The organism is Ureibacillus sp. FSL K6-3587, from assembly GCF_038593165.1.
GTDB classification, from domain to species: Bacteria; Bacillota; Bacilli; order Bacillales_A; family Planococcaceae; genus Ureibacillus; species Ureibacillus suwonensis.
In genome coordinates this window covers 3,149,036-3,171,818 of sequence record NZ_CP151969.1, presented here as the reverse complement: position 1 = coordinate 3,171,818, position 22,783 = coordinate 3,149,036, and the positions used below count along the sequence as shown (strand labels likewise).

General features: G+C 40.1%; 20 protein-coding genes, 2 pseudogenes and 1 riboswitch. Of the genes and pseudogenes, 14 read left to right on the top strand and 8 right to left on the bottom strand.

Features of this window, described 5'->3' with window-relative positions:
* Window positions 1-106: 106 nt before the first annotated feature.
* A complete protein-coding gene (locus tag NSS77_RS15635) occupies window positions 107-283 on the bottom strand; it encodes a DUF2759 domain-containing protein (protein ID WP_342469569.1) in 177 nt (58 codons plus the stop codon).
* Between the two features lie 205 nt (window positions 284-488).
* Between NSS77_RS15635 and NSS77_RS15630 the strand changes: the two genes are divergently transcribed.
* Window positions 489-1,127: an MBL fold metallo-hydrolase gene (locus NSS77_RS15630; RefSeq protein WP_342471307.1), complete on the top strand. Its 639-nt coding sequence runs from the start codon at window positions 489-491 to the stop codon at window positions 1,125-1,127.
* 33 nt (window positions 1,128-1,160) lie between these two features.
* Here NSS77_RS15630 and NSS77_RS15625 read toward each other — a convergent pair whose 3' ends face one another.
* From NSS77_RS15625 to NSS77_RS15610, 4 genes are all read right to left on the bottom strand, one after another.
* Window positions 1,161-2,813 (bottom strand): IS1182 family transposase, encoded by a 1,653-nt coding sequence (locus NSS77_RS15625; protein ID WP_232019826.1) that lies wholly within the window; start codon window positions 2,811-2,813, stop codon window positions 1,161-1,163.
* A 171-nt stretch (window positions 2,814-2,984) separates the two neighbouring features.
* Entirely contained in the window at window positions 2,985-4,259 is a 1,275-nt protein-coding gene (locus NSS77_RS15620; RefSeq protein WP_342469082.1) for an ISL3 family transposase, read from the bottom strand.
* A gap of 229 nt (window positions 4,260-4,488) precedes the next feature.
* Window positions 4,489-4,731, bottom strand: coding sequence for a DUF2626 family protein (locus tag NSS77_RS15615; RefSeq protein ID WP_342469568.1), 243 nt, complete (start codon window positions 4,729-4,731; stop codon window positions 4,489-4,491).
* A 114-nt stretch (window positions 4,732-4,845) separates the two neighbouring features.
* Entirely contained in the window at window positions 4,846-5,547 is a 702-nt protein-coding gene (locus tag NSS77_RS15610) for a helix-turn-helix domain-containing protein (RefSeq protein WP_342469567.1), read from the bottom strand.
* Between the two features lie 265 nt (window positions 5,548-5,812).
* Between NSS77_RS15610 and comGA the strand changes: the two genes are divergently transcribed.
* From comGA to gcvPB, 10 genes are all read left to right on the top strand, one after another.
* The gene (gene comGA, locus NSS77_RS15605) at window positions 5,813-6,835 is read left to right on the top strand and encodes a competence type IV pilus ATPase ComGA (protein ID WP_342469566.1); all 1,023 of its coding nucleotides are present in this window, start codon (window positions 5,813-5,815) and stop codon (window positions 6,833-6,835) included.
* Entirely contained in the window at window positions 6,816-7,883 is a 1,068-nt protein-coding gene (gene comGB, locus NSS77_RS15600) for a competence type IV pilus assembly protein ComGB (RefSeq protein ID WP_342469565.1), read from the top strand. Before comGA ends, comGB begins: the two co-directional genes overlap by 20 nt.
* Window positions 7,884-7,896: 13 nt before the next feature.
* Entirely contained in the window at window positions 7,897-8,202 is a 306-nt protein-coding gene (comGC, locus tag NSS77_RS15595) for a competence type IV pilus major pilin ComGC (RefSeq protein ID WP_342469564.1), read from the top strand.
* A gap of 15 nt (window positions 8,203-8,217) precedes the next feature.
* A complete protein-coding gene (gene comGD / locus NSS77_RS15590; protein ID WP_342469563.1) occupies window positions 8,218-8,646 on the top strand; it encodes a competence type IV pilus minor pilin ComGD in 429 nt (142 codons plus the stop codon).
* Entirely contained in the window at window positions 8,636-8,971 is a 336-nt protein-coding gene (locus NSS77_RS15585) for a hypothetical protein (protein ID WP_342469562.1), read from the top strand. The genes comGD and NSS77_RS15585 overlap by 11 nt, the downstream gene beginning before the upstream one ends.
* A complete protein-coding gene (gene comGF, locus NSS77_RS15580) occupies window positions 8,920-9,369 on the top strand; it encodes a competence type IV pilus minor pilin ComGF (RefSeq protein WP_342469561.1) in 450 nt (149 codons plus the stop codon). Before NSS77_RS15585 ends, comGF begins: the two co-directional genes overlap by 52 nt.
* 184 nt (window positions 9,370-9,553) lie before the next feature.
* Window positions 9,554-10,066, top strand: a complete 513-nt coding sequence (locus NSS77_RS15575; RefSeq protein ID WP_342469560.1) for a shikimate kinase — start codon at window positions 9,554-9,556, stop codon at window positions 10,064-10,066.
* Window positions 10,067-10,190: 124 nt separating this feature from the next.
* A riboswitch (glycine riboswitch) is annotated at window positions 10,191-10,281 on the top strand.
* 172 nt (window positions 10,282-10,453) lie between these two features.
* A complete protein-coding gene (gcvT, locus tag NSS77_RS15570; RefSeq protein ID WP_342469559.1) occupies window positions 10,454-11,557 on the top strand; it encodes a glycine cleavage system aminomethyltransferase GcvT in 1,104 nt (367 codons plus the stop codon).
* Between the two features lie 17 nt (window positions 11,558-11,574).
* The gene (gene gcvPA, locus NSS77_RS15565) at window positions 11,575-12,921 is read left to right on the top strand and encodes an aminomethyl-transferring glycine dehydrogenase subunit GcvPA (protein WP_342469558.1); all 1,347 of its coding nucleotides are present in this window, start codon (window positions 11,575-11,577) and stop codon (window positions 12,919-12,921) included.
* Window positions 12,914-14,377, top strand: a complete 1,464-nt coding sequence (gene gcvPB / locus NSS77_RS15560; protein ID WP_342469557.1) for an aminomethyl-transferring glycine dehydrogenase subunit GcvPB — start codon at window positions 12,914-12,916, stop codon at window positions 14,375-14,377. Before gcvPA ends, gcvPB begins: the two co-directional genes overlap by 8 nt.
* A gap of 622 nt (window positions 14,378-14,999) precedes the next feature.
* Here the strand turns inward: gcvPB and NSS77_RS15555 are convergent.
* A complete protein-coding gene (locus NSS77_RS15555; RefSeq protein WP_340715701.1) occupies window positions 15,000-16,280 on the bottom strand; it encodes an IS4 family transposase in 1,281 nt (426 codons plus the stop codon).
* Between the two features lie 418 nt (window positions 16,281-16,698).
* Window positions 16,699-17,085 carry a rhodanese-like domain-containing protein gene (locus tag NSS77_RS15550; RefSeq protein WP_342469556.1) on the bottom strand — a complete coding sequence of 129 codons (387 nt, stop codon included), beginning with the start codon at window positions 17,083-17,085 and terminating at the stop codon, window positions 16,699-16,701.
* Between the two features lie 102 nt (window positions 17,086-17,187).
* On the opposite strand from NSS77_RS15550, the gene NSS77_RS15545 reads away from it, so the two are divergent.
* The 3 genes and pseudogenes from NSS77_RS15545 to NSS77_RS15535 all read left to right on the top strand — a co-directional run.
* Window positions 17,188-18,018 (top strand): biotin/lipoate A/B protein ligase family protein, encoded by an 831-nt coding sequence (locus tag NSS77_RS15545; RefSeq protein ID WP_342469555.1) that lies wholly within the window; start codon window positions 17,188-17,190, stop codon window positions 18,016-18,018.
* Between the two features lie 254 nt (window positions 18,019-18,272).
* A pseudogene (locus NSS77_RS15540) lies at window positions 18,273-19,058 on the top strand (ribonucleotide reductase N-terminal alpha domain-containing protein); the annotation flags it as partial.
* A 530-nt stretch (window positions 19,059-19,588) separates the two neighbouring features.
* Window positions 19,589-21,373, top strand: a pseudogene (locus NSS77_RS15535) (vitamin B12-dependent ribonucleotide reductase); the annotation flags it as partial.
* A gap of 127 nt (window positions 21,374-21,500) precedes the next feature.
* Here the strand turns inward: NSS77_RS15535 and NSS77_RS15530 are convergent.
* Complete coding sequence (locus NSS77_RS15530) at window positions 21,501-22,775, bottom strand: ISL3 family transposase (protein ID WP_342469554.1); 1,275 nt, start codon at window positions 22,773-22,775, stop codon at window positions 21,501-21,503.
* Between the last annotated feature and the right edge of the window lie 8 nt (window positions 22,776-22,783).

Below are 22,783 nucleotides of genomic sequence, written 5' to 3'. Positions count from 1 at the left end.
GAAAATGGTGTTTTTTATCTTTTGTCCCAGCCTCTTATTTTTTTGTCATTTTTTTGGCCATATAAAAAACGAGATACATGACGTATCTCGTTTTTTATACATTGTTTTACATCATTGGAGGATATCCCTGATGAACGATTGTCATGATTGTAAACCAACCAAAAACAAGTCCAGCAGCTAGTCCAAAAATAATCGCAAGAACATTTTTCGCTTTGATTGCGCGGAATGCCGCAACTAATGAAAGAATTGCAATTAAACCAAATAAAACCATTAATAAGTTCATTAAAATATTACACTCCTTTCGACATCCACAGAGTATGTCGGTAAAAGAATATTCCTACTCTATTTTATAGCAACGGTCATAAAATGTCGAGGTTAAAAAGTGACGTTTATTTGAACAACATAAATTATTTCATCAATGGAATTCAAATGGTTTCGGAATGTTCATTTTTTCCAAACCATTGTATAATACGCTAGAGGTGATGAAATTGTTGGATGTGAAAATATTGACTGTCGGACCTGTGCAGGCGAATTGCTACATCGTGAGCAATGAAGCGAAAGATTGCATCATTTTTGATCCCGGTGAAGAGGGGGATAGAATCATTTCGGCCATACAAGCCCAACAGTTGCGACCAAAGGCGGTCTTTTTGACTCACGCCCATTTTGACCATATTGGCGCTGTGGATGAAGTAAGGGAAGCTTTCAATATCCCTGTATACATCCATAAAGAAGAAGAGGATTGGTTGATGGATCCAAATAAAAACGGGTCCGGAAAATATGCGGCATTGCCAACCTATCGTTTGCAACCGGCTGATGTAATCATCGACAAAGAACAATCGTTTGAAGTGGCCGGCATGAGGTTTTCAGCCGTATTTACCCCTGGCCATTCACCAGGAAGCATTTCCTATATTTTTAAGGAAGATGGATTTGCCATTGTGGGCGACACACTGTTTCAAGGAAGCATCGGCCGGACGGATCTCCTCGGCGGTTCCATGGAAGTGTTGCTTTCATCCATTCATGAGAAATTGCTTGTGCTGCCTGATGACTTTATTATTTATCCAGGCCATGGCCCTTATACAACACCTGCCCATGAGATGGATTCAAATCCGTTTCTGCATGGATTTTAATTTGGGCAAAATAAAAAAGAGGCTGGGACAAAACTAGCTTCTAGATAGGAAAAAGGAGAATTTGAGCCAACTCAAATTCTCCTTTTTCCATTTATCCCCATTATTTTTGGTTAGTTGATCTTTGTTGGCCGTGTATTTTCGTAAATTCACGGCCATTAAGGCAATGCCCATTTCATTTTCCACTTTCGATTTTCCTCGAACGGAAAATCGAGTGAAACGCAAATTAGCCTTCAAGAATCCAAAAACTGGTTCTACGTCTATTTTACGTTGACGGAAAATAGAACCAGCTTTTTCTTCTGAAAGCTTCGCTCTTACATATTCTTTTTGTTGTTCCCATTTTTCATTCACCATGACCTTTCGGTGATTGCCTTCCTTTGCTTTTGTGCATGATGAACGAAATGGACATCCTGAACAGTTTTCACATTCATAGATTTTCAATTCTCGTTTGAAACCAGTCTTATCTGTACGTACAGAACGATAACGGAAGGTTACTCGCTGCTGATTTGGACAAATGTAGGTATCACTTTCTTCGTCGTACATCCAATTGTCTGGATGAAATGGATTTTGTTTATATTTCTTCTTTTGTTCTTTCTCATACATGGTATATGGAATGAGTGCCTCACATTTTCGATTCGAAAGGATGTCTTCATAGTTTTGTTCACTACCATAACCAGCATCTGCGACAATATACTTTGGCAACGGAAAATAATCCTTTTCTATCTTATTCAAGAACGGAATTAATGTACGTGTATCAGTAGGATTTGGAAAGATGCTATAAGCTAGTGCGTATTGACCTTCTGTTGCGATTTGTACGTTGTATCCAGCCTTCAATTGACCGTTTTTCATATAGTCGTCTTTCATTCGCATGAACGTCGCATCTAAGTCTGTTTTGGAATAACTATTCCGTTCACCCAAGATTTCGAAGTCTTTTTGATACTTTTGTTTACGTAAAATCAAGTCAATCAACTGTTTGTACACTCGCTTCGGATATTTCCGTTCGCTTCTTAATGCTTTTCGTTCTGTGGCATCGGGCGATGCTTCTATCTTTTGGTCATATTCCGTAATCACTTCATCGACTTGTTGCACCATTTGAGCGAGTTCTTCAACGGACAGTTCTCCCTCATTTTCCCGCTCCATTTCAGGGATGATTTCCTTCTCTAACAGTTCGTTGTAGAGCTGATTGGATTTTTCAATTAAGCTTTGGTTGTATTTTTCAATGGATTTCTTCCATACGAAAGTAAATTTATTGGCATTCGCTTCAATCTTCGTACCATCGATAAAAATGGCTTCTTGATCGATTAACTTTTCTTCCACCAGTTGGCAACGGAATTGGACAAAACATTGACGAATTAATTCTTTTACTTCCGGATGCACACGAAAACGATTGATCGTCCGATAACTTGGTTCATATCCTTGTGCCAACCACATCATTCGTATACTGTCCTTTAATAGCGCTTCAATTTTTCGACCTGAAAAGACAGACTGCGAATAGGCACACAAAATAATTTTTAGCATCATGCGTGGATGATAAGCAGGACAACCTGTATTTCGAAGAAACGGCTGGAAGGCTTCATCTGGAATACTTTCAACTAAATGGTGAATGTGGAAGGCAATATCATTTTCTTGTAATTTTATTTCTAAATCTAGAGGCAAAACTAATTGATTCATGTTATAATATTTGAACATAAGGACCCTTCTTTCTGTTAGGTTTTGTGTGCTAACTTAATTTTAACAGAAGAGGTCCTTATTTTTTATTGAAAAAATGAGGTTCTTTGTCAAATGGTGTTGGTGAATAAATTTTAGTGACATTATTTGGTAATATGTAATCGGATGGCTTAGGGGAAATTCGAGGTTCCCCTAAGCTGTTTTTATTTTCGCTAAGTTTTGGGTAATGAATATTCGGTTTCTAAAGTGATAGAAGGATCGATAACCGAAAGAAATGCGTTTAATCACTTTGATTTTGTTATTAATCCCCTCTAAAATGCCGTTGCTATAATCATATTTCAACGTATTCTCCATGTAATTGATGTATTTGTTGATTGTCTTGATGGCGGTTTTCATATAGCTGGAAACGATATTTTGTTTATTCTCTAATGTTTTCTTTAGGAGCTCAAAGTCTTTGGTTTTGATGCAATGGCGAACGTATTGGTATAACTCATAGGACGCTTTTAATTCAGAATCTAAATCAATGAGATAGTGGAGAATCTCCACCTCACACATATGCTTTTTAAAGCAACGATGATATTTATAGTTCTTATAATCAAGTTTTGTTTGATCTTTCAGAAGGAGCTTCCAGTATTTTTTCAATTTATTGTAATTCTTTTTATCCCGATTCATGACGTTGATGCGCGTTTTGTTTAAAGCTCTGCTAAATAGTTGGAGGATATGGAATTTGTCGAGTATGATTTCCGCTTTAGGGAAAACTTCTTGGATTAAGGAAATATAAGGGCTGTACATATCGATGACAATCGTTTTTACCGCATCTCTCGCCTTCTTGGAATACCGTAAGAAATACTCTTTGAGGACATGTAATCTTCGGTCCTCCACGATATCCACCATCTCCCCCGTTTCAGAGTCACAGAAAATAAAGGACATCGCTCCAGCTGCGGATTTCACTGATTTAAACTCATCAAAACACAAATGCTTTGGAAGGTAGTGAACATTTGGTTGATAGTAGATATAAAAGCTGTCAATGACTCGACTGACAGTGGCATGAGAAACATTATGTTTCATCGCAATATCTTTTTCGGATATTTTATCTTTGGCGTTTAAAGCAATCGATACTTTAGTATTGTTGGAAATACAACAGTTTTTAGCCACGACGCTCGTTTTTAAAGTAAACGTGGAATGACAATGTTTACAGAAATAACGCTGTTTACGCAATTTTAAGTAGGTATGAAAACCTGAAACACTAGGCATTTTAATGAGAGACGTTTTAAAACCGTGTTTAATGATTTGATCATCAAAGACATGTCCACAAGCATAGCACGCTTTTGGTTGGTAAGTTAATTGGCCATAAAAGACTTTTGATTGGACCCCTTTAATGAGTTCTTCTGCACAAAAATTTTCATCAAATGTGATATTTTTATCTTTTATATTGAGTAGGTTTCGTATAGAATGATGGTGAGACATGTGACACAACTCCTTTGGAAAATGTGTTTTGGCGATTACATTTTACCAGAGTTTTGTCACTGTCTCATTTTTTTTTGTTCAAAAAAATTGGTGCTGGTTTATACTCACCAACACCAAATATTATAGAGCCAAAAATGAAAAACAGCCCATGAAATTTCATTCCAAAATTTCATGGGCTGTTTCCATTTTAGAGGGGGTTTTGTCCCAGCCTCTTTTTTGCTGTCCATTATTAATGTCCCGCACCAGGTACGTGTATAAATGTCGTGTAATAAGTGAAACCAGCAAAGAATATTGTCAAATATGCTCCGAAAATGTACATGTACATGCGTTCTGAAAGGTTTAAGAAGCCTAATAATAAGAATAATACCGAATTACCAACAAATAATAGCGAAACCTCGACCATATCGCCAAGGTAGAACATTACGGCGAAAATACCTGTCCAGAATGCTAAAACTTTATACATATTAGCCATGTCGATTCCCTCCTTTTTGTAGCGACACAATATTTCAATGTTTATTATAAATGATAATTGACAATATTGTAAACTGAATACTTCAATAGATTTGTGACAATCAAGTGTAAAATTTTACAACGCTATATTTGGCACATTGATTTCATACTTGCAAAACTCGCAATCATGAATCATGCTTTCAAATTGAACAAAACTGTTTTCTTCAAATAACGCATCGATTTGCCCTTTAATATAGGATTTATGAAGATCGCATATAATATCGCTATGTTCTGTGAGCTGGCTTCTGAAAGGGCAATTGTAGATTGTCAAAATGACTTTTTTTCCTTTTTCAGTATCCACGATTTTCGGAATGTACCCGACAAGTAAAGCCGCTTCGGACAACATTTCCACTCTGTCTTCAAAATTGATTGGCGAATTCATTTTTACAAGACGGGACCGCATTTCGCTGTATCCATCTTCATAACTGATTTTCTTCGCTTTTTCCAACCCTTCTTGGCCAAATTCATAAACAAGTTCAATCGCCCATTTGATCAAATGTTTGTCTTCCCGTTTTGGAAAACTCAAGTCGACTCCTTGTTCAGACACTTTGTAAATACGGCCGGGTCTTCCGCCTTTCCCTGATTTTAGAAAATCAGCGGTGATCAGGTTGATTTCCGCGAGTTTTGTTAAATGCAATCTTGCCACGTTCGGGTGGATGTTGAATTTATCTGCAATATCTTGAACGGTAAAAGATCTTTTTTGTTGCAACATGTATTCATATATTTGGAAACGAGTTTCATCTGCCAAAGTACTCGCAATTTTTAATGGATGCAACATTCTGTTATCCCACCTTTAGTAATATTATGCTACTACAATTGTATCTTTATTTTTAATGAAATGATAGTGAAAATGCATGTCCAATGAGGAAGAGTAGGAAAATATTCAAAATTTGTAATAAAATTTGTCAAAAACTTTTCGAAAACAAAGATTTCAGCAGGAAATTGGTCTGAAATAAAAATTTTCTGAAAAAGACTTTTCGGAATGGAGTCTTCATTTTATACTATATTAAAAACAGCGGTCACAATTTAGGTGCGGGAAGCAGGTGATCTGTTTGGATGTAGAGTCTGTCGTTGAGACAAAATCCAACCAGCTTTTGTTGAAGGCTTTGCATTTTGGAGCCAGCGACATTTATATTGAACCGGCTCCAAACCAATACATCATTCATTTTCGGAAATATGGAAAGCTGTTCCCTGCAGGCCATTACCCCATCCATTTAGGTGAACGAATCATCTCCTATTTCAAATTCAAATCTTCTTTGGATATCAGTGAAAAAAGAAAACCCCAAAGCGGTTCCTTTGAAGAATCGTTGAGTGACCATTTGTATGCCTTTCGGGTATCCACATTGCCTTCCGTTTATAAAAGAGAAAGCCTCGTGATTCGATTATTTCTTCAAAATGCCTCATATCCCATTTCTTCTTTATGTTATTTTCGCCATTCAGCAGAAAACTTATTACGATTGGTTTCAAATCATCAAGGGCTGATTTTGTTTTGCGGGGCGACCGGAACCGGCAAAACGACCACTCTGTATTCTTTGGCCAAATATTGCAGCGAAACATTGGGCAGGCATGTGATTTCGCTGGAAGATCCGGTGGAAAACAGCCAGTCCCATATGCTTCAAATTCAGGTGAATGAACGGGCGGGAATTACCTATGCCAGCGGATTGAAAGCGATTCTGCGGCATTCCCCCGATGTGATCCTGATAGGTGAAATCAGGGATGAAGAGACCGCTCAAATTGCCGTCCGCGCCTCATTGTCGGGTCATTTGGTGTTGTCCACCATCCATGCAAAAGATACGGTGAATTGCATCTACCGGCTACGGGATTTGAATGTTTCTTTGGAAGAAATTCGGCAAGCCGTGATAGCGATTATTGCGCAATGTTTAATACCAACTCAAGATAGCGATGGCCGAAAAGCCATATATGAAATTTTGGCCGGTGATTATTTAAATGAAGCGATTAAAGCCGCCATGGAGGGAAAGGAGTACCGATTGCCTGTTGAACAAACGCTGGAGTATCAAATTACGTGGATTGATTCAGGAGAACACCATGCTACATCAAATAGGTAAAAGTGTCGATTTCCCTTTTTTCAAAAACAGGAAGGACAAAGTGCGCAACGTTCCATCCCTTTTAAAACGGATTGGGACATTAATGAAAGAAGGGTACACCTTTTCGGATGCTTTGTTCATGCTGCTTCCGTATCACGTGGATGATCCGGAAAAATGGAATGGCATGATGCAGCAACAATTCAACAGTGGTTCACGGGTTTCGGATATATTGAAATATTTTCCCATCCCCAAACATTTTCTGCTATTAACAAATATTGCGGAAGAGAAAGGGGAGTTGGCGGAATCGTTGCACCACATCAGCGGACAAATGGAATTTCAGCGGGAGATGGCAAGAAAAGTGGCCAAGCTGTTGGCATATCCGGTTTTTTTGATAACGATATTGGCAATCGTTTTTGTTATATTTCGGAACTATTTTTTGCCGAATATGCAACAAATTGCAACGTCCACCAATTCAGCGGGGATTGCCAGCTTAAAATTGGCCATGGTATTGCTTCATTTTCCGGATTTTCTGATTGCGGCCACAGTTGTCGGCGTGGTGTCAACAATTGGCATGATTCACTATATACGTAAACGTGATATTGCAGAGCAGTTGAACATGCTGCTTAAAATCCCTGTTGTCAATTATGTTTATAAATTGCATTTGACAAGACAATTTTCCCATTTGCTTGGAAGTTTATTGTTATCCGGTATTTCTCTTCAACATGCATTGTCGATCCTAGAAGAACAAGAAATGAGCCGGCATGTGTCTTATGTCGCCGCATTATTGAAACATAGGGTTATTTTCGGCGATTCATTGGGGGAAGCGGTGAAAATCCTCGGATTGTTTACACCCAAGTTTGATGAATTTATAAAGCATGGTGAAAGAAGCGGCCACCTGGGACGTGAAATGCTCATTTTCAGCGAATTGCTTGATGGGAAAATCCAATCGATGCTCAAAACTTGCATGGCAACCATTCAGCCGCTTTTCTTCATACTGATCGCCCTTTGCATTGTTGCGGCTTATATCAGCATGCTGCTTCCGGTATACGACCTGGTGGAAATCATGTGAAAGGGGTGCTGGAATGAAAAATCAGAAAGGTTTCACATTGATCGAGATGCTGATCGTGCTGTTTATCATTTCCATCCTGATTTTGATCACTGTTCCAAACATCATGAAACACATGAATACGATTGATGACAAAGGTTGCAAGGCGTACGTGCAGATGGTGCAGGGCCAGGTGGAATCTTACCGAATGGAACACAAAACCATTCCCACATTGGACGATTTGGTAGAAAAAGAATATTTGAAAGAAGGGATGGAGAAATGTCCAAATGGAATGGATATTGAAATTCAATCGGACGGAACGGTTAATGTGGCCAAAAATTGACGGGGAAGAATGGGAATGAAAGATGAGAAAGGCTTTACTTTGCTGGAAATGCTGTTAGTGTTGATGATTGTGTCATTGATTGGCATGATCGGTGTGACAATCCCGGTCAAAATGACGGAAAAAATGATTGTGGAACAGTTCTTCCACCAATTGAAACTGGACATCCAAATGGCTCAAATGTGGGCGCTCGAAAATGAGAAGGGCTGTTATGTTTCTTTTTCATCCTCGAACAGTTACCGGATATATCATCAAATGAATGACGTCCTCATCGAGAGAAAAATTCCGGATATGATTTCGATTAATGATTTCAGCAATTTGTCCACTCTATCCATCAATACAAGGGGCGGGGTAAAAAACTTCGGGACGATCACTTTTCAGACCCCGTACGGAGAAAAAAGCATCATCATCAACATCGATAAAGGAAGAATCCGTTATGTGGAATGAAAAAGGGGCCTCCCTGATTGAATCGCTGTTTGTCATCAGCATCCTCTTTGTTTTGATGGGTTTTCTTCCTTTTGTATATCAGCTCCAACATTCCCTTTACAATAAGACCCTGGAATTGCACGCTTCCGAAGTGGCTTATGAGGGAGTGCGTATTGCAAAGACAACCGGGATTAGTGAAGGGACAAAATGGATTGATCATGTGGAATTTCGTTGGACTTTCCAAAAAGATACGATTTGTGTTCATTTCACCAATCTGGATAAGGAACGATTGAAATGCATCGATGCCAATGGAGAGTACGAAACAATAGAAACGGCTTTACACTGATTGAGGCGCTTTTTCATCTGCTGACTTTCACCCTGCTCGCCCAGCTCATATTGGCCATATATTTATTGATACAACAATGGAACGATACCTTTCTTGCGGACGAACAGATAAAATGGGAAATTTTTATACAGGATTTTCAACAATATTTGATTGATATCGAGGATGTTTATTGGATGGCAAATTCTTTATACATAGTCGAATCACCATCGAAAACCCTCAAAATTAACAAGATTTCAGATGTCATCCGGCTGCAAGTAAACGGGCAGGGATATGTGCCGTTGCTTATTGGAATTCAAAATGCCGAGTTTGTCATCTCGGACAACCTGTTGACAGTGAAAGTCAGGTTTTTGAATGGAATAGAGAAGGAGAGAACGTTATTTGTCCAATATAAAAAATGAAAAAGGAGTTATGTATCCCATCGCCATCCTGCTGCTATTTTTTGTAATGTCTTTTGTAATGTTTTACAGCACATCCTATTTAACGCAATTTTCAATCATTAATTCATTGGAAAACGTCAATGTTCGTGCTACGATTAACTTATTGAATCGATAACTGGGAGTTTTGTGTAGAAAGGTGTCAAAAATGAGAAAAATATATTTGGTAGGATTCATGGGATGCGGAAAGAGTGCAATTGGACGCCAATTAAGCTATGTATTGCGGATGCCCTTTTATGATATGGATAAAGAGATTGTAAGGCAACAGGGGATGCCGATTCCTGAAATTTTAGAAAAATACGGAGAGGAGCATTTTCGGAATCTCGAAACGGAATTTTTGAGAAATTTCCGGGATGAAGCTTGTATTATTGCCACTGGCGGCGGGGTTGCGATGAGACCGGAAAACCGGGAAATCATGAGAAGGACAGGCCTCGTTTTCTTTCTGGATGCTCCTTTTGAAGATATTTACAACCGGATCAAAAATGATAAAAATCGCCCGATCGCCCAACGTTCGACAAAAAAAGAGCTGGAACGACTATTTTATTACAGAAGAAAATTTTATAAAAGAGCAGCCCATATCCGCGTCTTTACGCATAATCGAACAATCCGTCAAGTGGTAAATTACATGGCATTCCAAGTGAACCGTTTGAAAGGCGAATGAACATAAATTATATTTGAAAAATGTTCGCTTTTTATACAGGATTTTAAAAAAATGTTGCCTTACATCCTGTTCAATGTTAGGATATTGGCAAAGATATAATGATTGTTCAACTTGATAATGGCGGATGATTGTGCGGGGAGAGAACGTGTTTACGTCGCCGAAGGAGCAAGTAGGGGAACTATGAATCTCTCAGGCAAAAAGACTCGTACGGGACGCAACTCTGGAGAGCGCTGATTTTTCAGCCACCCAAGGGGAAAGCCTGCTTTTACAGTAGGTGTAACTTTCAGGTGAAAGGACAGAGAATTCCTAAAACAAGGGGATTTTCTGTCCTTTTTTACCTATATTAATTAATGAGCTTTTAAAGAGGATCCAGTAAAGGGAGGTTTCTTGATGGGAGAATTAAAAAGAACACCATTATTTGACGAGTATGCCAAATATGGTGCGAAAACCATTGACTTTGGAGGATGGGAACTGCCTGTCCAATTTTCATCGATCAAAGAAGAACATGAAGCTGTAAGAAAACGAGCAGGACTATTTGACGTATCCCATATGGGAGAAATCATTGTCGAAGGGAAAGATGCGCTCGGGTTCCTGCAAAAAATATTATCCAATGACATCTCAAAAATCCCTGTAGGTGGCGCACAATACAATGTAATGTGCTATGAAAATGGCGGGGTTGTTGATGATTTAATCGTATACAACCTTGGAAATGATCAGTATCTGCTTGTAGTGAATGCTGCGAATATTGAGAAAGATTTTGAATGGCTGAAAAAGCATGCCCAAGGCGAAGTGGATATTACAAACAAATCCGATGAATATGCCATGATTGCTCTTCAAGGGCCGCTTTCAGAAAAAATATTGCAAACACTGACGGAGGAAGAGTTGAAAGAAATAAAACCATTCCATTTCAAAGCTTCCGCAACGATTGGCGGCTATCCGGTATTGCTTTCCCGCAGCGGTTATACAGGAGAAGACGGGTTTGAACTATATGGGGAGCCGAAAGCGATTGTGGCACTGTGGCATAAAATTTTAGGGGCCGGAAAAGAGGATGGACTCATTCCGTGTGGTCTTGGCGCCCGTGACACATTGCGCTTTGAAGCATGTCTGCCGCTTTATGGGCAAGAATTATCTGAATCCATCTCACCTCTTGAAGCAGGCATCGGATTTGCGGTGAAACTTCAAAAAGAGTCGGATTTTATCGGCAAGGAAGCGCTGATCAAACAAAAGGAACAAGGGCTTTCAAGAAAACTTGTCGGCATTGAAATGATTGAAAAAGGTATTCCTCGCCATGGCTATAAAGTCTTTAAAGGTGACGCAGAAATCGGCGTTGTAACAACCGGAACACAAGTACCTTCCACAAAACGGAATTTGGGATTAGCCCTGTTGGATAGCCAATATGCTGATTTGGGCACAGAAGTGGATGTGGAAATCCGGAATAAGAAGGTAAAAGCGCAAGTGGTGCCGAAACCTTTTTATAAACGGGAAAAATAATTAATGGAGGTCAAAAAATGAAGCATCGATATCTTCCAATGACGGAACAGGACAAACAGGAAATGCTCGCTACCATTGGAGTGGAAAGCATTGACGATTTATTTGCGGACATTCCAGAAGAGGTGCGTTTTAAAGGGCTTTACAATATTAAAGAGGCAGTATCTGAATCTGAATTATTGAAAGAACTGAAAGCATTAGCAGATAAAAATACGAATACGGAATCAGCTGTTTCATTTTTGGGCGCAGGTGTATACAATCACTATAAACCTGCCATTGTTGATCATGTCATTTCCCGTTCGGAATTCTATACCGCTTATACGCCATATCAACCGGAAATTTCACAAGGGGAATTACAGGCAATTTTTGAATTCCAGACAATGATTGCGGAATTGACGGGAATGGATTTGGCCAACTCGTCCATGTATGATGGGGGAACGGCTCTTGCAGAGGCGGGAATGCTTGCCGCCGGTTCCACTAGACGGAAAAAACTTTTAGTGTCTGAAGCTATTCATCCGGAATACCGTGAAGTCGTGAAAACTTATGCCTATGGCCAATCCATTGAAGTGGTGACAGTGCCAACCAAGGATGGCGTCACAGATATTGAAGCGTTGAAAGAATTGATCGATGAACAAACAGCCGCGATTATGGTGCAATATCCAAACTTCTTCGGCCAAATTGAAGACATTAAAAAAATTGGCGAAATGGCCCATGAAGCGAAAGGATTATTCATTGTATCAGCCAACCCGCTGGCATTAGGCGTTTTAACACCTCCTGGAAAATTGGGTGCGGATATTACGGTTGGAGATGTGCAACCGTTCGGAATTCCTGAAAGTTTCGGAGGGCCGCATTGCGGTTATTTTGCCACAACGTCAAAATTAATGCGCAAAGTTCCTGGACGTTTGGTCGGACAAACGGTGGACCAGGACGGACGGCGCGGTTTCGTGTTGACGTTGCAAGCCCGTGAACAACATATTCGCCGGGAAAAAGCGACTTCAAATATCTGTTCCAACCAAGCCTTGCTTGCCCTTGCCGCTTCTGTTGCCATGACGGCTTTAGGCAAACGCGGCATCCAAGAGATGGCGAAGCAAAATATTGTAAAAACTCGTTATGCAAAAACGGCATTTGAGAAAGCAGGATTCACGGTTCCGTTCCAAGGGGCTCATTTTAACGAAATCGTTGTGAAAGTGAATAAGCCGGTGAGTGAGATCAATCAAAAATTATTGGAAAAAGGCATCATTGGCGGCTATGATTTGGGCCGCGACTATCCGCATCTTGAGAACCATGTACTGATTGCCGTAACAGAATTGCGTACGAAAGAAGAAATTGACCAACTCGTGCAAGAAATGGGGGCTTACAATGCATAACGAAAATCAACCGCTCATTTTTGAATTATCAAAAGAAGGCCGCATCGGTTACAGCTTGCCGGAATTGGATGTGCCCGAAGTGGAATTATCCGAATTGATTCCGCAAGAATATTTGCGTGAAGAGCCGGCCGAGCTTCCGGAAGTGTCTGAATTGGATATTATGCGCCACTACACTGCGCTGTCCCGCCGCAATCATGGTGTGGATTCCGGGTTTTATCCGCTGGGCTCATGCACAATGAAATACAATCCGAAAATAAATGAAGAAGTTGCCCGTTTCTCCGGATTTGCAAACATTCATCCATTGCAGGATGAATCTACAGTGCAAGGGGCAATGGAATTGATGTATGAACTGCAAACGGCTTTAAAAGAAATTACCGGCATGGATGAAGTGACATTGCAACCTGCTGCCGGCGCCCATGGTGAATGGACGGCGTTGATGTTGATCCGTGCCTATCATGAAGCGAATGGGGAAGGGCACCGGAACAAAGTGATTGTACCGGACTCTGCTCATGGTACGAACCCTGCCAGCGCTGCAGTTGCCGGATTCGAAATCATTACGGTGAAATCCGATGAAAACGGATTGGTCGACTTGGAAGATTTGCGCCGTGTCGTCAGGGAAGATACAGCGGCTCTCATGTTGACAAATCCGAACACGCTCGGTTTGTTTGAAGAACATATTGTCGAGATTGCCGAAATTGTTCATAGCGTCGGCGGGAAAGTATACTATGATGGAGCCAACTTGAATGCGGTTATGTCCAAAGCGCGCCCTGGCGATATGGGATTTGACTGCGTTCACTTGAACTTGCATAAAACCTTTACTGGCCCGCACGGTGGGGGAGGTCCAGGCTCCGGTCCGGTTGGCGTGAAAAAAGATCTAATCCCATTCTTGCCAAAACCGGTGCTTGTGAAAAAAGAAGATGGCACGTTCCATTTCGATTACGACCGTCCGCAATCCATCGGCCGGGTTAAACCATTCTACGGCAACTTCGGCATCAATGTGCGTGCCTATGCGTATATTCGCTCCATGGGTCCGGAAGGATTAAAATTGGTGACAGAGTATGCCGTATTAAATGCGAATTACATGATGAGAAGACTTTCGCCATATTTCGACCTGCCATATGATCGCCATTGCAAACATGAATTCGTTCTATCCGGACGCCGTCAGAAAAAACTGGGTGTCCGCACGTTGGATATTGCGAAACGTCTTCTTGATTTCGGCTACCATCCACCGACAATCTACTTCCCGTTGATTGTGGAAGAAGGAATGATGATTGAGCCGACGGAAACCGAATCAAAGGAAACGTTGGATGCTTTCTGTGATGCGCTGATTCAAATTGCAAAAGAAGCGGAGGAGAATCCTTCGATCGTTCAAGAAGCACCGCATACAACGGTTGTAAGCCGCCTGGATGAAACGCAGGCTGCAAGACATCCGGTTTTGCGTTATCAAAAGCAATAATAAAAAAAGAGGCTGGGACAAAAGATAAAAAGAGGCTGGGACAAAAGATAAAAAACACCATTTTCTCCCGTGAGAAAATGGTGTTTTTTTGATAATTGAAGAAAATTGATTTCCGTTCCGGGGACGCTTTCCGCGGGCCCGGCTCGAGCCTCCTCGGAGCTCACACCTTCGCTCCTGCGGGGTCTCGAGAGGGCTCGTCGCTGGAAAGCTTTTGCTTTGCGACTAAGCGTGCGCGACAGAAACTCGCCCCGTCACTCCTATCAATTTTCTACGATATCAATTTTTTACAAAAAATTCTTTTTGCAGCTCGTTCATTTTATTAGTTATGTCCCAGCCTCTTTTTTGATAATTGAAGAAAATTGATTTCCGTTCCGGGGACGCTTTCCGCGGGCCCGGCTCGAGCCCAATGTCAGAAACTTATACAACCAATAATTTACAGTTAGTAGGCAACCATCTGGTTGTCTACTTTTAAAAATACTATTCAACCTACAAAGTGTTGATAATTTTCTAAAATCGGCTAAAAAAGGCAATAGGATGCCCGGGGCTTAAATTTTTATTTTTTTAAGCCCCTAATTTATTTACATTTAATAAACAAATAGGTTATATTTATCCTACGTATTGTTTATAGACACCTTTTTTGGTTTAGGGGATACTTTGTTGAGGACAGACCATTCCTTCGTGGGTAGCTTCTCCCAAACCGAATAGGTGTCTTATTTCTTATAATCACTTTCATGATTTTTGTAAACATTCTCTCTCTTTTGATTGGACAATCTTCTAATAATAAGTGAACCATCCTATCTTTTAATTTTCCTATTAAGATATTTGTGTTTACTTGATAATCATGTTTTCGTCTTTTTTTCTTACTCTCCTCATTAATTGTTTCATTGGCATCATTTCTCAATAAACTGACCATATTCGATAAATATATTGATGCATAGAAATCTTGTTCAATTGCGATTTTCGAACTACCCGTGAAATTTTCTATTTCGATTTTATTTTTCACATCATTATATTCTGTTTCAATTCCCCAGCGTTTAAAATAAAGAGATTTAAACTCAGAGATATCAAACTCTTCCTCGGTTAAATTTGTGACAAGTATTTCTTCCGTGCCAGAATCCAGTGGGAATCTAACTACACGAGCAGTAATCACTTGTTTCCTATGTATTATATGAATGTTTTGATCAGCATCTTTCGCTTCGACAATTTCCTTTATCGTATTTTTTTGACATCGCATCACATATTTGATACCAAGGGCATCTAAATAGGCAATAAAATCTCTCGATGGATACCCTCGATCAAATAAAAAAAGATCATTTTTTAATCCAATTTGTACGAGTTCTTCAATCATATCCTTTGCACTATCTCGCTCAGCTACCTTATATGGATTGATTCTAGAAGTAATAATGATTCCATTCTCAAGATCGTAAATACAAGAGGCACTAGCTCTTGCATAACTTGTCTTATGATTTTTTCCATACCCAAAATAATTTCGAAGCTCCTCAGTATCAGGAATTTGGAGCACACTTCCATCGATTGCGCAAAGTCTAAATCCACGATAAGTTTTAAAGGAATTTTCTTCATAATACCAATTCACAATCGCTTTTGTAAGTTTTACAAAAGCGAGAGGAGAAATCTTTTTTCGTGCGGCTGAATAGCCTTGTTTGGAAATACTAATTTCTGATAAATTAAATTTGTCGAAAAAGTCGTCAAGTTCAATTTGGAGGCTCTTTTTAACAAAGTTTAAGCTAAATAGAATAGTATTTTTAAAATTTAACTTCTTTTCTTTTCGTGTAAAATACGTTTCTTTTGTCCGAGATTCAAGCATAAACATCACATCATTCAGCAACTTTCGAGTAATCTCAATTGCCCCTAAAAAAGTACTTTTTGTTTTCAAAAAAACCACCATCCTCGTTTTATTAACCAAAAATTGGATTCTAAAACGATTTTGGTGGCCTTTTTAAAATTACAAGAGGCTTATTACCTAATTTTATAAAAGTTAAATTAAATATTATTTTCCATTAAATGTAACGTTAAGTTGATGACATTGGGCTCGAGCCTCCTCGGAGCTCAATCCTTCGCTCCTGCGGGGTCTCGAGAGGGCTCGTCGCAGGAAAGCTTTTGCTTTGCGACTAAGCGTGCGCGACAGAAACTCGCCCCGTCACTCCAATCAATTTTTTACAAAAAATCTTTTTGCAGCTCGTTCATTTTATTAGTTATGTCCCAGCCTCTTTTTATTGAGAGATTTTGAAAAATAAAAATGGCAAAAAGTTATCATTAAAAATTTTTAAAAGTTAAACGAAATAGAAATTAAGTACAAAATTTTAATTTTTCGTTTTCACTTTTCCTGTCCAAGTTTTAAAACCGCCTTGAAGTTGATAAAGCTGGTTATAGCCCTTTTTCTTCAGGAAAAGCGCTGCCCGTGAACTTCTCGTCATATTTTGGCAATATAAATATACAGGAAGATCCGGACGAATTTCTTTGTAACGTTGACGCAATTGGGTGAAAGGAATGTTGCGTGCTCCCAGGATATGTCCCGATTCGAATTCCTTCGCTTCCCGAACATCAATCAGTTGGGCTTTGCGGTATCCTTTGATGAATTCCTCCTGCGTCAAATTTGTGACAGCCTTTTTCAAACGGAATGAGCTGACAACCACATAGATAATGATGACTCCTAGAATGATTGCAATTGTATATAATACTGTCGCCACTTCAAAATTTCTCCTTTCTATTTACATAGAACATTATAAATAAGAAAGTGGCATTCGTCCATTCAGTTTGATACAATGAGAAAGTTGTGAGGTGGGAAACGAATGAAAACGAAATGGTATTTTATTAATTCAGGACCATGCAGTCCGTCTTATAATATGGCATTGGACGAAGCGTTGCTTGATTTTCACAGCAAAAATGAAATCCCGCCGGTGATCCGGTTTTATCAATGGAATCCGCCGACACTTTCCATCGGTTATTTCCAAAAAGCGAAGGACATCAATTTGGAAGCGTTGGAAGAACAGAATATCGGGTTTGTCCGAAGACCGACTGGCGGACGGGCCGTATTGCACGACAGCGAATTGACGTACAGCATCATCGTGACGGAGCAATATCCGAACCTGCCTGAAACCGTAACAGAAGCTTACCGTTTTTTGAGCGAAGGTTTGTTGAAAGGGTTCCACAATTTGGGATTGGATGCTTATTTCAGCATCCCTGATACGGAAGAAAAACAAGATGCATTGAAAAAGCCGAAAAGTGCCGTTTGTTTCGATGCGCCTAGTTGGTATGAACTTGTTGTGGAAGGGAAAAAAGTCGCTGGAAGTGCGCAAACTAGACAAAAGGGCGTCGTTTTGCAGCACGGTGCGATTTTATTGGATCTCGATGAGGACAAGCTGTTGTCTCTGTTCAATTTCCCTTCCGAAGAGGCAAAAGAGCGGATGCGCAAACAATTGCCGGAAAGAGCCGTTGCAATCAACCGTTTAACAACACGGCGCATCACCATTGAGGAATGCATCCATGCCTTCAAAAAAGGTTTTGAAGAAGCTTTGCAAATAGAATTGATCCCATATGAACTGACTGAAGAACAAAAGGGATATGTGAGAAAATTGGAAGAAGAAAAGTATGCAAATGATGAATGGAATTTTAGAAAGTAATCAAAAATTATCCTTCAAAAAATGTGACTAAAATTTAATATTCCGCTACAAACATAGAAATTTCTAGGATTCATAGAAATTATTATTTGTCAACCCCTTGAATCGATTTTGGTTATGAGGTAATCTTTTCTAAGTAGCAGAACGAAACAATATATTGTATGTTCGTTTTGTTGGACATACAATATATTGTGTTTTATTGTTTTTGTATAGGGTAATGATAGTTAAATTATATATGTGCTAAGGGAGGCTGGCAGATGGTAATGATAGATTCGTATACGACCATCCTCATTGATCAATTGAACAAAGATATTGAACAATTCCCGCAAGTTCACCCGATTACGCCGGACATGCATGTGACGCATAAAGGTGTTTCGAGACTTGTCATGATTGACCGATATTCCTTCAAGGATACGGAAAAAAAGACGTTAAAACCAGGCGATTTTGTTGTATTAACCATTAAGGAAGATCCAAAATTTCCAGCCCGCGGTTTAGGTTATATCCAATCAATCGATTGGAAAGAAAATAAAGCGGAAATTTTGATTGAAGAAGAGTACCGAAATGTGCTCGACGATCCGAAAGAACAAGAAACGGGCATCATTGTTCGATCCCTTGATATCATAGAAAAACCGCTTGAAATTTTTTATGAACAAATCGCGAAACGAAACGCAACCGGTTTGGCTGCCGTTGAGGAAACAGAAGAAAAACGCAGCGAATGGTTCCAAAAATTTTATGAGCAATTGGCTTCTTTAAAATTTGTGCCAGCTGGACGTGTTCTTTACGGTGCAGGATCCGGAAAACAAGTTACATATTTCAACTGCTATGTGATGCCTTTCGTTCCTGACAGCCGTGAAGGAATCAGCGAACATCGCAAAAAAGTTATGGAAATTATGAGCCGGGGCGGCGGTGTCGGTACGAACGGTTCAACACTAAGACCGCGCAACACACTTGCAAGAGGGGTTAACGGAAGATCGAGCGGTTCTGTATCATGGCTTGATGACATTGCGAAATTGACCCATCTTGTTGAACAAGGTGGATCCCGTTAAGACCATGGCGGGATTAAAATCTCGTGAATTGCTGGAACACCCTTAGAGCCTTGCACACCACAACGTAGCTGGCAACGGCAAGCGTGATGGTTTGAAAAGGGCAAGGATTGGGCAATCAGCAGCGAAGCATCTCTGGAAACGGAGATGAACGTTCAACGACTATTGAAATTTCCTACGGCACTCCAAACAATAATAAAAAGTATCTAATACAAGGTGGTACTTATAACGGGTGCTATGGAAAGAGTAAACCATAATCGAAGGCAACGTGGTTATGGGGCACGAGACAAAGAGGAAAAAATCATACGGCTATGCTAAAAATGTCAATGCAATAACACCAAAACAAGGTTGTTATGAATTAGTAGTATCAAGGATCTCAAAGCAATTTATAAAAAACTTTATGAATATGGAGACCTGAAACTTTATCGTAAATATGAAGAATTTTCCTCTTTGATGATATAGTCTGATCTCATGCGAAAGCATGAGAGGATGGCAGAAATGACCATCCCCGTTCATGATGAACGAGTAACAACCAGCGTGGAGCCCAAATGATTATGCTTGCCGACTGGCATCCGGATATTGTGGAATTCATCATTTCCAAAATGCAAAATCCGCGCATTTTGCGTTATTTGATTGAAAACATGGAAGATGAATCCATCATTCGCCATGCAAAAGAAAAATTGAAATTCACGCCATTGACTCCTCTTGAAGAAGCGATGTACCAAGGAATTGTCAACTACAAAAACATCCCCGGCTTGGGAGGATTCAGCGAGGCGGTCATCAAAGAAGCGGAAGCGAAATTGCGCGATGGCGGAACATACAGCGTACACAATCCGGACTTCTTAACAGGAGCGAACATCTCCGTCACAATTACCAATGATTTTATGGAAGCGGTGGAAAAAGACGAAGAATATCCGCTTCGATTCCCGGATGTGGAAACATATACGCCGGAAGAAATGGCCATCTACAATGAAAAATGGCATAAAATCGGGGACGTGAGAGAGTGGGAAGCTCTCGGTTACCGGGTGCGCACTTACCGGAAAATCCGCGCGAGAGAGCTTTGGAAACTCATCAACATTTGTGCGACTTATGCAGCTGAGCCTGGCATTTTCTTCATTGATAATGCAAATGAAATGACGAATGCCCGCGCTTACGGCCAAAAAGTGGTGGCAACAAATCCATGCGGTGAACAGCCACTGGCGCCATATTCCGTATGTAACTTGGCGGCCATCAATTTGGCGAACTTTGCATTGAAAGACCAAAAAACAGTCGATTTTGAAGCGTTGAAAGAAACGGTGCGTATCGGCGTCCGCATGCAAGACAACGTCATCGATGCAACGCCGTATTTCCTTGAAGAAAACCGCAAACAGGCTCTTGGAGAGCGACGTGTCGGTCTGGGTGTAATGGGACTCGCTGATTTGCTCATTTACTGTGAAAAAGAATACGGTTCAAAAGAAGGAAATGAGCTGGTTGATAAAGTGTTCGAAACGATTGCAACAACCGCTTATGAAACCTCCATTGAACTGGCAAAAGAACGTGGCAGCTTCCCATTCTTGGTAGGAGAGACGGAAGAAGAAACAAAACGTTTACGAGAAGCTTTCATCAATACAGGCTACATGAAACGCATGCCTGAACATATTCGTCAAGGGGTGCTCGAACACGGCATCCGCAATTCCCACCTGCTTACGGTTGCGCCAACCGGATCAACAGGTACAATGGTGGGAGTGGCAACCGGTTTGGAACCTTACTTCTCCTTCACTTACTATCGTTCCGGCCGTTTAGGAAAATTCATCGAAGTGAAGGCGGAAATCGTCCAAGAATACTTGAGAGCGCATCCTGAAGTAGATGAACACAATTTGCCGCATTGGTTTGTGACGGCAATGGATTTGACACCGGAAGCTCACGCGGATGTGCAATGCATCATCCAACGTTGGGTGGATTCGTCCATCTCCAAAACGGTGAACGCGCCAAAAGGATATACGGTGGAACAAGTGCAAAAAGTGTACGAACGCCTATACAAAGGTGGAGCCAAAGGCGGAACGGTTTACGTGGATGGCAGCCGTGATTCCCAAGTATTGACATTAAAAGCGGAAATGACGCATGAAGAACAGTTAACATTTGAGGAATTGGAAGACGAAAAAATTGAAAAACCGGTTGTGCTAGTTGAAACGATTGCGCCGCTTCAACAAACAAATGTGAATATCGGTTCGGAAGTGGGCGATACATGCCCTGTCTGCCGTCAAGGTACGGTGGAAGAAATTGGTGGATGCAACACATGTACCGTTTGTGGCGCCCAATTGAAATGTGGATTGTAATAACTTGAATCATTAGAAAAAACTCCAAGATATAAAGGTTCTTTGTCAAATGGTGTTGGTGAATAAATTTTAGTGACATTATTTGGTAATATGTAATCGGATGGCTTAGGGGAAATTCGAGGTTCCCCTAAGCTGTTTTTATTTTCGCTAAGTTTTGGGTAATGAATATTCGGTTTCTAAAGTGATAGAAGGATCGATAACCGAAAGAAATGCGTTTAATCACTTTGATTTTGTTATTAATCCCCTCTAAAATGCCGTTGCTATAATCATATTTCAACGTATTCTCCATGTAATTGATGTATTTGTTGATTGTCTTGATGGCGGTTTTCATATAGCTGGAAACGATATTTTGTTTATTCTCTAATGTTTTCTTTAGGAGCTCAAAGTCTTTGGTTTTGATGCAATGGCGAACGTATTGGTATAACTCATAGGACGCTTTTAATTCAGAATCTAAATCAATGAGATAGTGGAGAATCTCCACCTCACACATATGCTTTTTAAAGCAACGATGATATTTATAGTTCTTATAATCAAGTTTTGTTTGATCTTTCAGAAGGAGCTTCCAGTATTTTTTCAATTTATTGTAATTCTTTTTATCCCGATTCATGACGTTGATGCGCGTTTTGTTTAAAGCTCTGCTAAATAGTTGGAGGATATGGAATTTGTCGAGTATGATTTCCGCTTTAGGGAAAACTTCTTGGATTAAGGAAATATAAGGGCTGTACATATCGATGACAATCGTTTTTACCGCATCTCTCGCCTTCTTGGAATACCGTAAGAAATACTCTTTGAGGACATGTAATCTCCGGTCCTCCACGATATCCACCATCTCCCCCGTTTCAGAGTCACAGAAAATAAAGGACATCGCTCCAGCTGCGGATTTCACTGATTTAAACTCATCAAAACACAAATGCTTTGGAAGGTAGTGAACATTTGGTTGATAGTAGCTATAAAAGCTGTCAATGACTCTACTGACAGTGGCATGAGATACATTGTGTTTGATGGCAATATCTTTTTCGGAGATTTTATCTTTGGCGTTTAAAGCAATCGATACTTTGGTATTGTTGGAAATACAACAGTTTTTAGCCACGACGCTCGTTTTTAAAGTAAACGTGGAATGACAATGTTTACAGAAATAACGCTGTTTACGCAATTTTAAGTAGGTATGAAAACCTGAAACACTAGGCATTTTAATGAGAGACGTTTTAAAACCGTGTTTAATGATTTGATCATCAAAGACATGTCCACAAGCATAGCACGCTTTTGGTTGGTAAGTTAATTGGCCATAAAAGACTTTTGATTGGACCCCTTTAATGAGTTCTTCTGCACAAAAATTTTCATCAAATGTGATATTTTTGTCTTTTATATTGAGTAGGTTTCGTATAGAATGATGGTGAGACATGTGACACA

What these genes read in the sequence shown, in the direction of transcription:
- NSS77_RS15635 (WP_342469569.1), bottom strand. Translation starts at nt 283, where the DNA reads ATGAACTTATTAATGGTTTTATTTGGTTTAATTGCAATTCTTTCATTA.
- NSS77_RS15625 (WP_232019826.1), bottom strand. Translation starts at nt 2,813, where the DNA reads ATGTTCAAATATTATAACATGAATCAATTAGTTTTGCCTCTAGATTTA.
- NSS77_RS15620 (WP_342469082.1), bottom strand. Translation starts at nt 4,259, where the DNA reads ATGTCTCACCATCATTCTATACGAAACCTACTCAATATAAAAGATAAA.
- NSS77_RS15615 (WP_342469568.1), bottom strand. Translation starts at nt 4,731, where the DNA reads ATGGCTAATATGTATAAAGTTTTAGCATTCTGGACAGGTATTTTCGCC.
- NSS77_RS15610 (WP_342469567.1), bottom strand. Translation starts at nt 5,547, where the DNA reads ATGTTGCATCCATTAAAAATTGCGAGTACTTTGGCAGATGAAACTCGT.
- comGB (WP_342469565.1), top strand. Translation starts at nt 6,816, where the DNA reads ATGCTACATCAAATAGGTAAAAGTGTCGATTTCCCTTTTTTCAAAAAC.
- comGC (WP_342469564.1), top strand. Translation starts at nt 7,897, where the DNA reads ATGAAAAATCAGAAAGGTTTCACATTGATCGAGATGCTGATCGTGCTG.
- comGD (WP_342469563.1), top strand. Translation starts at nt 8,218, where the DNA reads ATGAAAGATGAGAAAGGCTTTACTTTGCTGGAAATGCTGTTAGTGTTG.
- NSS77_RS15585 (WP_342469562.1), top strand. Translation starts at nt 8,636, where the DNA reads ATGTGGAATGAAAAAGGGGCCTCCCTGATTGAATCGCTGTTTGTCATC.
- comGF (WP_342469561.1), top strand. Translation starts at nt 8,920, where the DNA reads ATGCATCGATGCCAATGGAGAGTACGAAACAATAGAAACGGCTTTACA.
- NSS77_RS15575 (WP_342469560.1), top strand. Translation starts at nt 9,554, where the DNA reads ATGAGAAAAATATATTTGGTAGGATTCATGGGATGCGGAAAGAGTGCA.
- gcvPA (WP_342469558.1), top strand. Translation starts at nt 11,575, where the DNA reads ATGAAGCATCGATATCTTCCAATGACGGAACAGGACAAACAGGAAATG.
- gcvPB (WP_342469557.1), top strand. Translation starts at nt 12,914, where the DNA reads ATGCATAACGAAAATCAACCGCTCATTTTTGAATTATCAAAAGAAGGC.
- NSS77_RS15545 (WP_342469555.1), top strand. Translation starts at nt 17,188, where the DNA reads ATGAAAACGAAATGGTATTTTATTAATTCAGGACCATGCAGTCCGTCT.
- NSS77_RS15530 (WP_342469554.1), bottom strand. Translation starts at nt 22,775, where the DNA reads ATGTCTCACCATCATTCTATACGAAACCTACTCAATATAAAAGACAAA.